This is a genomic window from Foliimonas ilicis, assembly GCF_039939195.1.
GTDB classification, from domain to species: domain Bacteria; phylum Pseudomonadota; class Alphaproteobacteria; order Rhizobiales; family Rhizobiaceae; genus Foliimonas; species Foliimonas ilicis.
This window is the reverse complement of the sequence record NZ_JBDUUH010000001.1, coordinates 381029-394500: the sequence shown is the minus strand read 5'-3', so window position 1 is coordinate 394500 and position 13472 is coordinate 381029. Positions and strand designations below refer to the sequence as shown.

Below are 13472 nucleotides of genomic sequence, written 5' to 3'. Positions count from 1 at the left end.
CTCCCGGAAAGATAGAATTCTCCAATAAATCGGGAGAATTTTCTATGTCCGCTCATTTCGCGAAGGCCCAGAGACACGACGCGCTCGACAGATTGTCCGATCGCCGCCTGTTACGGGAGCTGGCCTATGTCGACGGTCATTGGACCGCCGGTGAGGACGCCACCGTCTTCGAAGTGAACGATCCGGCATCCGGCGCTGCCGTCGCCTGGGTTGCGGCCCTTAGTGCAGACCAGACCTCCTTCGCAATCGATGCAGCCTCTGCCGCTTTCCCGAAATGGCGTGCTCTGCTGCCGCAGAAGCGCGCCGAGATCCTGCGTAAATGGTTCGAACTGATCCTCGCTGCCAAGGATGATCTGGCGCTCATCATGACGCTGGAACAGGGCAAGCCCCTTGCTGAATCCATCGGGGAAATCGGCTATGCGGCATCCTTCGTCGAATGGTATGCGGAGGAAGGCAAACGCATAAACGCCGAGAGCGTCACGAGCCACCTTCTCGGTGCTGAAATGATGATCCGCCGCGAGCCGCTCGGCGTCGTCGGCATCGTCACCCCATGGAACTTTCCATCAGCGATGCTGACGCGGAAAGCTGCAGCGGCCCTCGCCGCCGGTTGCACCATCGTCGCGCATCCTTCATCCGAAACACCGCTTTCCGCACTTGCACTGGCTGAACTCGGCGAGCGTGCCGGACTGCCTGCAGGCGTATTCAACATCGTGACGGGTGATGCGGCGGCGATTGTCGGCCGCCTTTGCGAAGACAACCGCGTGCGCGCGCTGTCCTTTACCGGATCGACGGAAATCGGCCGCCTGATCGCCGCGCAATGCGCACCTACAATGAAGCGCCTTGTGATGGAGCTTGGCGGCCACGCTCCGCTGATTATTTTCGACGATGCCGATCTGGAAAAGGCAGTGAAAATCGCTGTCGATGCAAAATTCGCAACCTCCGGACAGGACTGCCTCGCCGCCAACCGCATCTATGTGCAACGCGGCATCCATGATCGTTTCGTCAAAGCCTACGCTGAAAAAATCGCAACTCTCAAAGTCGGCACCGGACTGGAAGACGGCGTAGAAATCGGCCCGCTAATGCATGCGCGCGCCGTCGCAAAAGTCGATGAGCAAGTCCGCGACGCAATTTCACGTGGCGCAAAATGCCTGACGGGCGGAAAGCGTCATACAGCGGGCGCGCTGTTCTACGAACCGACGCTTCTGTCGGACGTTGGTGATGACGCTCTGATCATGCGCGAGGAAACATTCGGCCCGGTCGCTGCCGTAACCGTCTTCGACACGGAAGATGAAGTCGTCTCGCGCGCCAACAGTACTGAATACGGCCTGGTTGCCTATGTCGTCACTGAAAACGGCGCACGACAGATGCGCATGGGCCGCACGCTCGACTACGGCATGGTCGCCATAAACCGCGTGAAGATCACCGGCGCGCCGATCCCCTTCGGCGGCGTGAAGCAGTCGGGCGTTGGCCGTGAAGGCTCCCGCCACGGCTTGGAAGCCTTCACCGACCTCAAATATATCTGCCTCGACATCGCGTAGCTCAACGGCTGCTGACCGCCTGAAATCTAAAAAGGATAGAAAAATGCTCGAACAATCCAACGAACTCAACGCCTGGGACCGTGACCACTTTTTCCACCCATCGACCCATATGGGAGCGCATGCGCGCGGCGAAACTCCGACCCGCGTGATCGCTGGCGGCAAGGGTGTGTACATCACGGATACGAACGGCAAGACCAGCCTCGATGCTTTTGCAGGCCTATATTGCGTCAATGTCGGCTATGGCCGCACAGAGATCGCCGACGCTATCGCCAAGCAGGCGAAAGAGTTGGCCTATTATCACGCCTATGTCGGCCACGGCACGGAAGCTTCGATCACGCTTTCCAAAATGATTATCGACCGTGCGCCCGAAGGCATGAGTCGCGTCTATTTCGGGCTTTCCGGCTCGGATGCAAACGAAACCAACATCAAGCTGATCTGGTATTACAACAACGTCCTTGGCCGTCCGGAAAAGAAGAAGATCATTTCGCGCTGGCGCGGTTATCACGGTTCAGGCGTCATGACCGGCTCGCTGACCGGCCTTCAGCTCTTCCACAACGCATTCGATCTGCCCCGCGCGCCAATCCTTCACACCGAAGCGCCATACTATTTCCGCCGCGAAGACCGCTACATGAGCGAGGAACAATTCTCGCAGCATTGCGCTGACAAGCTTGAGGAAATGATTCTCGCGGAAGGCCCCGATACGGTCGCAGCTTTCATCGGTGAACCTATTCTCGGCACCGGCGGCATCGTACCCCCGCCTGCCGGATATTGGGAAAAAATCCAGGCCGTTCTGAAGAAATACAACGTCCTCCTTGTTGCCGACGAAGTCGTTACCGGCTTTGGTCGCCTCGGCACCATGTTCGGTTCGGACCATTACGGCATGAAGCCGGATCTCATCACCATCGCCAAAGGTCTCACCTCCGCCTATCTGCCACTTTCCGGCACCATCGTTTCCGACAAGGTCTGGCAGGTTCTGGTACAGGGCTCCGATGCCTTGGGCGCCATCGGCCATGGCTGGACCTATTCGGCACATCCGATTTGCGCGGCAGCCGGCGTTGCCAATCTTGAAGTAATCGACCAGCTCGATCTGGTGAAAAATGCAAGCGAAACCGGCGCTTATTTCCGCAAGGCACTAGCTGATGCCGTCGCCTCGCACGCAAATGTCGGCGACGTTCGCGGCGACGGCCTGATGGCCGCGGTCGAGTTCGTTCAGGACAAGGATGACCGTGTCTTCTTTGATGTATCGCAGAAAGTCGGCCCGCAAATCTCGGCAGCACTTGCCGAGCGCGGCGTCATCGGACGCGCCATGCCGCAGGGCGACATTCTGGGCTTTGCACCGCCGCTCTGCCTGACCCGCGAAGAAGCCGACATCGTCGTCGAGAAGACGGCAGACGCTGTAAAGAACGTATTTGCCAACCTCTGAACATCAACACCCTCATTCGTGCACCGGGCGAATGAGGGTATTCCGTTTAACAATCTGGAATGACACGCATGAATTTCGATCCTGCAATCCCTTCCACAATGGCTGCCGTGCAGCTTGTCGGTCATGGCGGGCCTGACAAACTCGTCTATCGCACCGATGTTCCGGTTCCCAAACCGGCTCCCGGCGAAGTGCTTATCCGCGTCACGGCATGCGGCATGAACAATACCGATGTGTGGGTGCGTGAAGGCGCTTACGGCACTGAGGAGGATTCAGGCGCGGTATCGACCTGGAGGCGGCAGGAAAATACGCTGACTTTCCCACGCATTCAGGGAACGGATTCCGTCGGAACAATTGTTGCAGTCGGCGACAGCGTCGATACTTCCCGCATCGGCGAACGCGTTATGGTCGATTTCTCAATCTACAATCGGGACGACGATAGCCTGGCCGACATCGATTATATGGGTCATGGCCGGGATGGAGGATATGCCGAATACCAGACATTACCCGCCGAAAACGCCCATATCGTCGATACCGATCTGACCGACATCGAACTTGCGACCTTCTGCTGCGCTTATCTGACCGGCGAACAGATGCTGGAACGCGCCGCGCTGAAAGCCGGAGAACGTGTTCTGGTAACGGGGGCTTCCGGTGGCGTCGGCTCCGGTATCGTCCAGCTTGCGAGAGCGCGTGGCGCGATTCCCTATGCAGTCGTTGGCTCCGGCAAGGAACAGGCTCTGCTGGATATTGGCGCGGAAGCGGTCATCACGCGCGGAAAAGGAAACTTCATTGAAGCGGTCGAGCAGGCCCTTGATGGTAAGCCCTTGGATGTTGTCGCCGATCTGGTTGGCGGCGCGATTTTCAACGATTTGCTGCGCCTTCTCCGTCCCGAAGGCCGCTATACGACCGCCGGTGCCATTGCCGGGCCTGTCGTGCAGCTCGATTTACGCACCATGTATCTGAAGCAGCTACAGCTTCACGGATCGAGCCAGGGTACGCGCGGCGATTTTCGCCGTATCGTCCGCTACATCGAAGAAAAGAAAATCCGTCCGCTGGTGGGCGGTACTTACCGCCTCTCTGACTTTCATCGTGCGCAAGCGGATTTCGTTTCAAAGGGCTTTGTCGGCAAGCTGGTCGTCGTACCGGACTCGCAAGCAAAGTAGCCCGTCCTCGTGCAGCTGCGTTTCATTTTTCTGGTTGATCATGCCCGCTCCGTGCTAATCGGAGAACATGGCACAGAAGAAAGCATTCGAGGTCGATGCATGGCTTGCGCGACCCAGTCCTGAAACGAGCATCGTCCTGTTTTACGGTCCCGATCGCGGGCTGGTTGCAGAACGGGCGCGCGCTTTTGCTGTACGCACAGGCTTGCCGCTGGATGATCCCTTTTCGGTTGTCAGGCTGGACGCTTCCGAAGCTGAAAAGGGCGACGGCCGCCTGCTTGATGAAGCGCGCACCGTGCCGATGTTTTCCTCCAAACGCTTGCTTTGGGTTCGAAATGCCGGCGGCCAGAAAGGGTTCGCCGACGATGTAAAAGCCCTCTGCACTGAGCCCTCGCCCGACGCCATCATTCTGATCGAAGCGGGCGAACTTAAAAAAGGTGCAGCACTTCGCACCACGATCGAGGGCAGTTTCATTGGCATGGCCCTGCCCTGCTATATAGATGAAGCGAAAGGGCTTGATGGCATCATCGACCAGGAGCTTCAAAAATCAGGCATGGCGATGTCGCTCGACGCGCGCCAAGCACTGCGCAGAAGTCTTGGAGGCGATCGCCTCGCTTCCCGTGGCGAGATCGAAAAGCTTTTACTTTATGCCCATGGTCAGAAGCAGATCGAACTTCCAGATGTCCTCGCTTCGACAGGAGACGTATCTGCACTTTCCGTAGATGAAGCCGTTGATGCGATGCTTGAGGGCCGCGTTCATGATTTCGATCAGGCTTTCGGTCGCCACGTTCGCTCTGGCGCACAGGTGTTTTTGCTTCTTGCCGCCTGCATGCGACAGCTTCATGCGCTGCAAGTCATGCGTGGTTCCATGGATGAGACCGGAAAGAACGCGGCCTCAGCAGTAGCTTCCGCCCGTCCACCTGTTTTTTATGCCCGCAAAAAGCTCGTTGAGAATGCGCTGTCGCGTTGGAGCAGAGAAGGTTTGACGCGAGCGCTACAGCGCATTCAGTCCGCCATCCTCCAGACCCGCAAGCGCGCCGATCTCTCGGAGCCTATCGCACGTCAGGCAATGCTTGGCATAGCCATAGAAAGTGCACGTCTTTCTCAGCGCGCGCGAGCCTGATTTTCAGCTTCGTGATTCACGTGAAACAAGGTTAATATTAGCCGGCAAATATTCGCCGTTTCACGTGAGTCACCGATAGCACTGCACGCCGCCGCCATTCCTCTCATATGCACTGTGCTCCCCGCATTGCTTACCGCTGAGCATGAGGTCGTAAGGACATTGGCAATTCCCACCCTGCGGCTTGCGAATCGGCGTTTTACCGCCGAACAGATTCAGGCTTGGGATTTTTGAGGAAACCAGAGAGGGCGTATTATTCGTAGGTTTACCCGCGACAGGTGCCGAAGGGCGCGGTGGCTCGTCGGGTTTTGCCAGATAATCGCCGTGCACCCAGCCCTTCATGCTTCCAGCCGTAACCAGCTTCCAGCTACCGGATTTCGAATAAACTTTTACGGCAGTATCGGATTGCAGTCTTGCAACGATTTTTGCCGATATATCAGGCCTGACGCGAAGGTTTACCCGTTCTGTGGTTTTCAGAACGGAAGCAACCGGGCGCTCTACCGGACTATCGGGTCGTTTTATCGAACTCGTAACGATTTCGGGTGGACGGCGCGTCGGTTCGATGCGCCGTTCTGTCGGCGTAGTTCGTTTTTCAACGACACGCGCCGGCGGCTTCGGGCTTGACGACGGAGGTTCCTGCGTCATCGCCCAGACACCGGCAGCCACCGCGCCGATCACCAGCCATCTGAGTTTTGGAAGTGAAAATCCAGCCATGACGACACAATGGCTGGAAGAATTTAAAGTCAGGTTTACAGCGTGGAAGCGAAGCTGGATCTAAAGAGCTCAGTCCTTGAGCCGTCTGCAAAGATCGTCAAGCTGCTCCAATGTCTTGTAGCCGATACGCACCTCACCGCCATTTTCCTTATGAGCGATGGAAACATGCAGACCTGTCACATCGGAAAGAAGCTTTTCAAGCGCAACCGTATCCGCATCCTTTTCAACAGGCGTACGCGAGTTGCGAGGCTGAACGGGCGCGTCTGGAGTCTGTGCCAACGCTTCAGCCTGGCGCACTGACAAACCGTCTTCGACAATACGTTTCGCCAGCCCGGCAGGGTCAGTGGCCGTCACCAGTGCACGAGCATGGCCTGCCGACAATGCGCCATCAACCAGCATGTCGCGAATGACATCCGGAAGCTTCAAAAGCCTGAGTGTATTTGCAACGTGACTGCGGCTCTTTCCGATGACCTGGCCAAGGTCGGCCTGCGTATAGCTGTGATCATCAATAAGCTGCTGATATCCCAGAGCCTCTTCGACAGGATTGAGATCCGCACGCTGCACGTTCTCGATAATTGCCAGCTCAAGCGCCACACGGTCGTCGACATCACGAACGATGACCGGAATCTCGCTCAGGCCGGCACGCTGAGACGCACGCCAACGCCGTTCACCCGCGATGATTTCATAGCGATCGGCCTGTCCCGGCGCCGGACGAACGACCACCGGCTGAACGACCCCATGCTCCCGAATTGACTGGGAAAGATCGGTAAGCTCGGAATCGCCAAAATGACGACGCGGGTTGCGAGGATTGGGCGAGACAAACTCAATCGGCACTTTGCCATCAGCACTTGTCGCCTTGGCGGCCGACACGATCGGCTTATCAATTTCACCGATCAGGGCTGCAAGACCACGTCCCAGCCTTTTCTTTGATGGATCTTCAGTCATTTCGGGTCCGAATTGTTACGTATGCGAATCGAATTTAGGCTGCCTTGAGCTGACGCTCACGACGAATAACCTCCGACGCCAACTGCAAATAAGCCTGGCTGCCCGAGCATTTCAGATCGTAAAGTATTGCAGGTTTTCCATGCGAGGGCGCTTCCGACACCCGAACATTGCGAGGAATTACCGTCTGATAGACCTTTTCGCCCATATGCGCACGGACATCATCAACCACCTGATTGGCGAGATTGTTGCGGCCGTCATACATCGTCAGCACGATGCCCTGAATGGTCAGATTTGGATTTATAGAGGCGCGAACCTCGCTTACCGTCTCCAGTAGCTGGCTCAAACCTTCAAGTGCGAAAAATTCGCATTGAAGCGGCACAAGTACCGAATCCGCTGCCGCCATCGAATTCAACGTCAAAAGATTCAATGATGGCGGGCAATCGATAAGAATGTATGTGAAATCGCTCGACCGAGCGGACGCAGCTTGAACCGCATTCCTCAACCGCAAAACACGATCTGGCGCATTAGCGATCTCCATTTCGACTCCGAGAAGATCAAGCGTCGAAGGAACGATCGAAAGACCAGGTACTGCCGTTGGCACTGCCGCTGCTTCAAGGTCCATTTTTCCGGTAAGTACATCGTAAGAAGACGCGTTGCGGTTCTGCCGGTCTATACCAAGACCCGTGCTCGCATTACCCTGCGGATCAAGATCGACGATAAGCACACGTTCGCCTATCGCCGCCAGCGCGGTTGCGAGATTGATGGCTGTCGTTGTCTTCCCTACGCCACCTTTTTGATTGGCGACCGTAATGATTCTCGGGCTCATCTGCATGATCTGCGCGCTGCTGACTTCCGTTAATCGATATATATCAGGATTATTTCCTTTTGAGATTCACGATTTCGAGAATCACGCTTTCGGAATTCACCCTGCTTCGATGTTCTATCAGGTCGTATTGCCACAAGTCAGCGGTTTCTTTGATTTCAGCCTCGTAATCCCGCCCTTTGTGAAAAAGGCCCTTGGCACCGTTGGATAGCCAGGCTTCCGACAGATGGAAAAGCACATTTAGCGGCGCCAGCGCACGCGCAGTCACCACGTCGAATTGCTCTTCATCCTTCTGGACGTCTTCTATTCGCCGGGCATCGATGGTCGCAGAAAGATTAAACGTACCGACAGCCGCTTGCAGAAAGCCGCATTTCTTTCGATTGCTTTCGACCAGTTTTATTCGGCTGGCGTCATTTTCTTTGAGCAGAAAGGCCATAACGAGCCCTGGAAATCCGCCGCCCGACCCCAGATCAATCCATTTTTTCGAAATGCCATCAAGTGAACGAAGCTGCGCACTGTCCAGAATATGGCGCTCCCAGACTGTATTGAACGTTGATGGTGACGCGAGATTTATTCGTTCAGCCCATTTCAAGAAAAAGTCGTGGAAAGCGACAAGCTGTTGGTGCGTTTCACGTGAAACTATTCCTGCCGCGTCACAAAGCGAATCATAACTGAATTTGGTCACGCAACATTTCGCTTGTATGAGTTTTCACTGTTTCGAACATGGGCAATTATCAACGCTAAAGCTGCCGGCGTCATACCATCAATTTTCATTGCATCGGCCAAGGTCCGGGGCTGACGCTGGTATATCTTCTGCTTAAGTTCATTCGAAAGACCGGGGAGCGCAGAAAAATCAACATCAGCCGGTATCACTCGCGCTTCTTCACGCTGGATATTGACCGCATCCGACTTCTGTCGATCAAGATAAACCGAGTAGCGCGCCTCCGTCGTAACGGTTTCGGCAGTGCTTTCATCGATGTCCTGAAGCTGTGGCCATACCCTCGCCAAATCCTTCAGCTCGATATTAGGATAGGACAAGAGATCATAAGCCGTCCGGCGAGCGCCGTCCTTGTTGATCACCAGCCCGTATTTGGACGCCTCGTTCGGAGTAATCTGCAGGCTTTCCAGCAAATTTCGAGCCGAAGATACACAAGCTTCCATCGCCCCGAATGCAATTTCGCGGTCGGTCGATACGATACCGAGTTCAATTGCAAGCGGCGTCAATCGCGCATCGGCATTGTCAGCTCGAAGCGACAAACGAAACTCTGCCCGCGACGTAAACATACGATAGGGTTCCGAGATACCCCTTGTGATTAGATCGTCGATCATGACGCCAATATAGCTTTGCGTACGACTCATAATGAAAGGCTCGGAATCTCCAGCCTTCCGCGCCGCATTGAGCCCGGCAATCAAACCCTGCGCTCCCGCCTCTTCATAGCCCGTCGTGCCGTTAATCTGACCGGCAAGGAAAAGGCCCGAAATCCTTTTTGTTTCCAAAGAAGGGGTAAGTTCGCGCGGATCTACGTGATCATATTCAATCGCATAGCCGGGCTGAATCATATGCGCATTCTGAAGGCCAGGAATCGTCTTCAGGATTTCAAGTTGAACGTCTTCCGGCAACGACGTGGATATCCCGTTTGGATACACCGTATCGTCATCAAGTCCTTCCGGCTCCAGAAAAATCTGATGCCCATCCCGGTCGCCGAATTTAACAATCTTGTCTTCAATGGAAGGGCAATAACGGGGACCGATCCCTTCGATGGAACCGGAGTACATGGCCGAACGATGAATATTCTGGCGGATCAATTCATGCGTTTCGGAAACAGTGCGTGTAATTCCGCAATCAATCTGTGGGTTAGTTATACGCTTTGTCATCAATGAAAACGGAACAGGATCTTCGTCAGCACTCTGCTTATCGAGAGAGGTCCAATCAATGGTTTTACCGTCCAGTCGCGGAGGCGTTCCAGTCTTAAGGCGGCCGAGTTTAAAACCCACCCGCGATAAAGTTTCCGACAATCCGAGTGACGCTTTTTCATTCATGCGCCCGGCTGGAAATTTCCGTTCTCCGATATGTATCAAGCCTCGTAGAAAAGTACCTGTCGTAAGAACGACGGCGCCGCATTTAAGCAACCGTCCATCAGCCAGCATAACGCCGGTTACATCCCGTTGCTCAGAAAGAGCGATGTCGACGACTTCGCCTTCAACGATCTCCAAGTCTCCCTGCTCGAATATAAGGCTTTGCACGGCCTGCCCGTAAAGGCGGCGATCTGCCTGGGTGCGCGGGCCACGCACAGCAGGGCCTTTTCGCCGGTTCAGCATTCGAAATTGAATGCCTCCCATATCGGCAGCGCGTCCCATCAAACCATCTAGCGCGTCGATTTCTCGAACAAGGTGGCCCTTACCCAAGCCACCGATCGCTGGGTTGCATGACATGACGCCGACATTATCCGACCGTAAAGTTACAAGCGCGGTTCTCGCACCGGCGCGCGCGCTCGCGCTCGCGGCCTCGCTCCCCGCGTGTCCGCCGCCAATAACAATGACATCAAAATCCGAGTTCATACAATGCTCCGTCGTGGGGCGACTCATGATCTGATCCTATTTTCAAGTCAAGGACCGCGTTGTCCCCAAGCGGTTTCACGTGAAACATTCGATTGGCCTCGCGCTGTTTCACGTGAGTCATTTTAAGATAACGTTTCACGTGAATCACTTGCCGACGCAAAATTGTGAAAATACGACATCCAAAAGATCTTCCACGTCCACTGCGCCGCTGACCTTTCCTATTCTATCTGAGGCTATTCTTAGATCCTCGGCGCGCAGTTCGAGGTCTTTATCTGCGCCGGCTGATTCAATCCAATCGACGGCTTCAGTCAGAAGCGAAACGTGGCGCAGGCGTGATGGCAGGATGTCTCCACTCAAACCGACGGCGCCAGCGGCAATTTCTCCGATCTGCGACAGTAAGCCCGTAAGACCCTCACCTGTTTGCGCGGATATCGTAAAATCGAAACAGCCTTCCGGCTTTCCCGACGATAGATCTACCTTTGTCCCTACCCTGATACTTGGGATATCCGATATCGCGCCCTCGGCAATTTCAAGAAGGGGTTGAGATAGATCGTGTAAGAAAAGCGCAAGATTCGCAGATTTAGCCTTGGCCAACGCGCGCTCAATACCAATCTGCTCAACCTTACCCGCGTTATCCCGAATCCCGGCAGTGTCCACGAGGCGAATTTTAACACCCCCTACATCAAGTGCGACTTCGACAAAATCACGTGTGGTTCCTGCTTCTTCCGAAACGATTGCAGCATCGCGCTTCGCCAGCGCATTAAGAAGACTCGACTTTCCGGCGTTTGGCGCGCCGAGGATCACGACTTCAAAACCATCCCTTATAATTTCCGCTTTTGAAAACCCTGATATATGAGCGCTTATTTCCTGTGGCAGCAACTCCATATCTTTCCAGATAGTTGCAGATACAGAACCGGGAATATCTCCTTCATCTGCGAAATCCATTTCGGCCTCGATCATCGCCCGCGCGTGGATCAAGCGCTTTCTCCAGCTTTGATAAAGCTCGCTTTGCGCTCCGAAAGAGTTTGTTACGGCAAATCGTCTCTGCGCTTCGGTTTCAGAGGCGATGAGATCTGCCAGGGCTTCTGCTTCCAGGAGATCGAGTTTTCCGTTCAGAAACGCGCGTTTCGTGAATTCGCCAGCTTCGGCATGGGTCAGCCCCTCGAAGCCGGAAAGAGCATTTAGTACCGATGCTACGACAGCTCGGCCACCGTGAAGGTGAAACTCCGCAACATCTTCGCCGGTAAAGCTGTTAGGCCCCGGAAAAAACATGGCCAACGCTCTGTCCAGAACATTACCCTGAATATCCTTTAGTGGTCCAAAAGATGCCAGGCGTGACGCGGGGACAGAACCGAAAACAGTCTCAAGAACCTGCCGCGAATGCGGGCCAGACACACGCACGATCGCAACGCCTGACGGAAGCCGGCCACTGGACAGTGCAAATATCGAATTGGCAAATGCCATTGCCCACGCCTCTAAAGAATTTAATTTCGCATCAGTATAGGGATTATCCGCTTAACCGGCGGTCCCCTTCTATGCAAATTTTCAGTCGAGATCTGAGAATCTTTGTTTCGGAGGCGAATCGAAATAATTGTCGTCTGGGTTTCGAACAATTCGACTCCCAAAGAGACAAACACGCCCATGAATATTTGGTCCCGAAAGAGCATCCGTTTCGGTGACGAATCGATACAGACAGACCTGCTGGTAGTCAAAAGGCAGCGGATGAACAACCCGCTTCTCTGCCTTATGAGACATAAAGATCCAGTCAGGCTTACGTATTCACTGCAAGCCCGACTGATCCAATATCAGGTGTTCATCGAGTCGAAGAAATCGGCATTCGTCTTCGTCTGTTTCAGCTTGTCGATAAGGAACTCGATTGCATCGGTTGTTCCCATCGGTGCCAGAATGCGGCGAAGAACGAAGATCTTCTGGAGGTCCTGCTTTGCGACGAGCAGATCTTCCTTACGCGTACCGGATTTGAGGATGTCCATCGCCGGGTAGATGCGCTTATCGGCAACCTTGCGGTCCAGCACGATTTCGGAATTGCCCGTACCCTTGAACTCTTCGAAAATCACTTCGTCCATACGGCTGCCAGTATCAATGAGTGCCGTCGCAATAATCGTCAGTGAGCCGCCTTCCTCGATGTTACGTGCGGCGCCAAAGAAGCGCTTAGGACGCTGCAGGGCGTTCGCATCGACACCACCGGTCAAAACCTTGCCGGATGATGGAACGACGGTGTTGTAGGCGCGTCCAAGACGCGTGATGGAATCGAGCAGGATCACGACATCGCGGCCATGCTCGACAAGGCGCTTGGCCTTTTCGATAACCATTTCGGCAACCTGAACGTGGCGCACAGCCGGTTCGTCGAAAGTTGAGGAGACAACTTCGCCCTTCACCGAACGCTGCATGTCCGTCACTTCTTCCGGGCGCTCGTCGATCAGTAGAACGATCAGATAGCATTCCGGATGATTGGTCGTGATGGAGTGCGCGATATTCTGTAGAAGAACGGTCTTACCCGTACGCGGCTGTGCAACGATCAGCGCGCGCTGGCCTTTGCCGAGCGGTGCGACAAGATCGATGACGCGGGGCGAAATATCCTTTGTCGTCGGATTTTCGACTTCCATCTTGAGCCGCGACGTCGGGTAAAGCGGCGTCAGATTGTCAAAATGGATCTTGTGACGAATCTTTTCCGGATCGTCGAAATTGATCGTATTGACCTTGAGGAGCGCGAAATAGCGTTCGCCTTCCTTGGGGCTGCGAATCGGACCCTCGACCGTATCGCCGGTTTTCAGCGAAAAGCGCCTGATCTGCGATGGCGAGATGTAGATATCGTCCGGGCCCGGCAGATAGTTCGCATTCGCGGAGCGCAAAAACCCGAAACCATCCTGGAGAACTTCGACCACGCCGTCGCCGATGATTTCGATATCCTGAGCTGCAAGCTTCTTAAGGATAGCGAACATCAGCTCCTGCTTGCGCATGACACTGGCGTTTTCGACTTCAAGCGATTCAGCAAACGCGATCAGATCGGTCGGCTTCTTGTTCTTGAACTCCTGGAGTTTCATTTCCTGCATGGACGGACTCTGGCTGTGATATGGGAAAATGTATCGGCGAAATGCGATAAGCACCCTGCGCGGCCGGGTAAAAAACGTGGCGCAGGAAAAGAAGGAAGGACCGTCTTTTAACGTCCTCGAGA

At 54.8% G+C, this 13472-nt stretch carries 11 protein-coding genes; 4 read left to right on the top strand and 7 right to left on the bottom strand.

The genetic code is table 11. The features are described 5' to 3' along the window. Positions 1-44: 44 nt before the first annotated feature. The 4 genes from ABFT80_RS01870 to holA all read left to right on the top strand — a co-directional run bounded on the left by ABFT80_RS01870 (position 45) and on the right by holA (position 5241). The gene (locus ABFT80_RS01870) at positions 45-1538 is read left to right on the top strand and encodes an NAD-dependent succinate-semialdehyde dehydrogenase (RefSeq protein ID WP_347970152.1); all 1494 of its coding nucleotides are present in this window, start codon (positions 45-47) and stop codon (positions 1536-1538) included. Positions 1539-1581: 43 nt separating this feature from the next. After that, on the top strand, positions 1582-2961 hold the full coding sequence (locus ABFT80_RS01865) for an aspartate aminotransferase family protein (RefSeq protein ID WP_347970151.1): 1380 nt from the start codon (positions 1582-1584) through the stop codon (positions 2959-2961). A 68-nt stretch (positions 2962-3029) separates the two neighbouring features. Further along, positions 3030-4121 carry an alcohol dehydrogenase family protein gene (locus ABFT80_RS01860; RefSeq protein ID WP_347970150.1) on the top strand — a complete coding sequence of 364 codons (1092 nt, stop codon included), beginning with the start codon at positions 3030-3032 and terminating at the stop codon, positions 4119-4121. 67 nt (positions 4122-4188) lie between these two features. Further along, positions 4189-5241 carry a DNA polymerase III subunit delta gene (holA, locus tag ABFT80_RS01855; protein WP_347970149.1) on the top strand — a complete coding sequence of 351 codons (1053 nt, stop codon included), beginning with the start codon at positions 4189-4191 and terminating at the stop codon, positions 5239-5241. Positions 5242-5310: 69 nt separating this feature from the next. Here holA and ABFT80_RS01850 read toward each other — a convergent pair whose 3' ends face one another. The 7 genes from ABFT80_RS01850 to rho all read right to left on the bottom strand — a co-directional run bounded on the left by ABFT80_RS01850 (position 5311) and on the right by rho (position 13350). Then, the gene (locus ABFT80_RS01850) at positions 5311-5952 is read right to left on the bottom strand and encodes an SH3 domain-containing protein (protein WP_347970148.1); all 642 of its coding nucleotides are present in this window, start codon (positions 5950-5952) and stop codon (positions 5311-5313) included. Positions 5953-6021: 69 nt separating this feature from the next. Continuing rightward, entirely contained in the window at positions 6022-6897 is an 876-nt protein-coding gene (locus ABFT80_RS01845) for a ParB/RepB/Spo0J family partition protein (protein ID WP_347970147.1), read from the bottom strand. Between the two features lie 34 nt (positions 6898-6931). Beyond that, positions 6932-7729, bottom strand: coding sequence for a ParA family protein (locus ABFT80_RS01840; RefSeq protein WP_347970146.1), 798 nt, complete (start codon positions 7727-7729; stop codon positions 6932-6934). Positions 7730-7772: 43 nt separating this feature from the next. After that, a complete protein-coding gene (gene rsmG / locus ABFT80_RS01835; RefSeq protein ID WP_347970145.1) occupies positions 7773-8405 on the bottom strand; it encodes a 16S rRNA (guanine(527)-N(7))-methyltransferase RsmG in 633 nt (210 codons plus the stop codon). Beyond that, positions 8402-10279 carry a tRNA uridine-5-carboxymethylaminomethyl(34) synthesis enzyme MnmG gene (gene mnmG / locus ABFT80_RS01830; RefSeq protein ID WP_347970144.1) on the bottom strand — a complete coding sequence of 626 codons (1878 nt, stop codon included), beginning with the start codon at positions 10277-10279 and terminating at the stop codon, positions 8402-8404. The genes rsmG and mnmG overlap by 4 nt, the downstream gene beginning before the upstream one ends. Before the next feature lie 144 nt (positions 10280-10423). After that, positions 10424-11743, bottom strand: a complete 1320-nt coding sequence (gene mnmE / locus ABFT80_RS01825) for a tRNA uridine-5-carboxymethylaminomethyl(34) synthesis GTPase MnmE (protein ID WP_347970143.1) — start codon at positions 11741-11743, stop codon at positions 10424-10426. Positions 11744-12084: 341 nt separating this feature from the next. Next, complete coding sequence (rho, locus tag ABFT80_RS01820) at positions 12085-13350, bottom strand: transcription termination factor Rho (protein ID WP_347970142.1); 1266 nt, start codon at positions 13348-13350, stop codon at positions 12085-12087. Positions 13351-13472: the final 122 nt, after the last annotated feature.